Below are 1,990 nucleotides of genomic sequence, written 5' to 3'. Positions count from 1 at the left end.
AAATACGGCGGCACTTCCATGGGCTCCACGGAGCGCATTCGCAATGTCGCCAAACGCGTGGCCAAGTGGGCCCGCGCCGGGCACCAGATGGTCGTCGTGCCTTCCGCCATGAGCGGTGAAACCAACCGCCTGCTGGGCCTGGCCAAGGAGCTCTCGCCGGAGCTGGCGTCAGACGACGTCTTGCGCGAGCTCGATGCCATTGCGGCCACCGGCGAGCAGGTGTCGGTCGGCTTGCTGTCGATCGCGTTGCAGGCCGAGGGCATGCAGGCCGTGAGCTACGCCGGCTGGCAGGTGCCCATCGCCACCGACAGCTCGTTCACCAAGGCCCGCATTCAGAGCATTGACGACACCCGCGTGCGTGCCGACCTGGCGGCGGGCAAGGTCGTCGTCATCACCGGTTTCCAGGGCATCGACCCGCAGGGCAACGTGACCACGCTCGGCCGTGGTGGCTCCGACACCTCGGCCGTGGCCGTGGCGGCGGCGATGAAGGCCGACGAATGTTTGATCTACACCGACGTCGACGGTGTCTACACCACCGACCCGCGCATCGTGCCCGAGGCGCGCCGCCTGCACACGGTGAGCTTCGAAGAAATGCTCGAGATGGCGAGCCTGGGCTCCAAGGTGCTGCAGATTCGTTCGGTCGAGTTCGCCGGCAAATACCGTGTGCCGTTGCGCGTGCTCTCGAGCTTCACGCCCTGGGACATCAACATCGACGAAGAAGCCCGCTCCGGCACCCTGATCACTTTTGAGGAAGACGAAAAAATGGAACAAGCTGTTGTCGCAGGCATCGCCTTCAACCGCGATGAAGCCAAGGTCACCGTGCTCGGCGTGCCCGACAAGCCCGGCATCGCGTACCAAATCCTCGGCCCGGTGGCCGAGGCCAACATCGATGTGGATGTGATCATCCAGAACGTCTCGCACGACGGCAAGACCGACTTCTCGTTCACCGTGCACCGCAACGACTATGCCCGCACGCTCGACGTGTTGAAGAACACCGTGCTGCCGCACACCGGCGCCGCGCAGGTGATGGGCGACGCCAAGATCTGCAAGGTGAGCATCGTGGGCATCGGCATGCGCTCGCACGTGGGCGTGGCCAGCAAGATGTTCCGTTGCCTGAGCGAAGAAGGCATCAACATCCAGATGATCACCACCAGCGAAATCAAGACCAGCGTGGTGATCGACGAGAAGTACATGGAGCTGGCAGTGCGTGCGTTGCACAAAGCCTTCGACCTGGAGCAAGAGACAACCTGATCGACGGCAGTTCTGAACTAGAATGCCGCCTCGTGCTGGAGTCGTGACCGAGTGGCCGAAGGTGCTCCCCTGCTAAGGGAGTATTCGCCTTAAAAGCGAATCGAGGGTTCGAATCCCTCCGACTCCTCCACCAGCCTTGCAAGAAGCCCCACTCGTTGGGGCTTTTTTGTGCCCGCTCATTGAACGGTGCCCGGCTGCACGCATCTACGCTTCTTCGTACCGCGCCCGGAGCGTGTTTCCCCATGCCGTTCTTGCCCTTGAGCTTCGTCCTCGCCCTGCTGCACCTGTACATCGGCTGGCGGGTGATTCCCGATCTCGCCACGCCTTGGGCCGGCTGGGTTCTGGGTGCCGTGCTCATCCTGTCGGCGGTGTTGATGCCGCTCGGCTTTCTCGCACGGCGCCTGATCCGCAAGCGGACTTTGTCCGAAGCAGCCGCCTGGGCTGGCTTTGTGTTCATGGGGATGTTCTCGTCGCTCCTGGTGTTGACCTTGCTGCGTGACGCGACCTTGCTGCTGGCGGGCGTCTTTGGAATTGACGGCCTTGCGCTGTGGACGGCCCGGGCCGTGCCCGTGCTGGCTGGCGTGGCCACGCTGTGGGGTTTCGTGAACGCCCGTCGCCGCGCGGCCATCGTGGCGGTCGAAGTGCCGATCCATGGCCTGCCACTGGCGCTGCAGGGTTTCACTATCGCGCAGATCAGCGACATCCACGTCGGCCCCACCATCAAGGGCCCGTACCTCCA

1 protein-coding gene, 1 tRNA gene and 1 pseudogene are annotated in these 1,990 nt (G+C 63.7%); all 3 read left to right on the top strand.

The annotated features are described in order from the left end of the window. Positions 1-1,251: aspartate kinase (locus RMO40_RS06835; RefSeq protein WP_309718133.1), on the top strand; the 1,251-nt coding region annotated here is incomplete at its 5' end. A 37-nt stretch (positions 1,252-1,288) separates the two neighbouring features. Then, a tRNA-Ser gene (locus RMO40_RS06830) sits at positions 1,289-1,381 on the top strand. Positions 1,382-1,493: 112 nt separating this feature from the next. Continuing rightward, a pseudogene (locus RMO40_RS06825) lies at positions 1,494-1,990 on the top strand (metallophosphoesterase); the annotation flags it as partial.

Source organism: Rhizobacter sp. (assembly GCF_031412075.1).
Taxonomy (GTDB): Bacteria; Pseudomonadota; Gammaproteobacteria; order Burkholderiales; family Burkholderiaceae_C; genus Rhizobacter.
The sequence above is the reverse complement of the archived record's forward strand: the minus strand, read 5'-3'. Positions and strand labels throughout refer to the sequence as shown.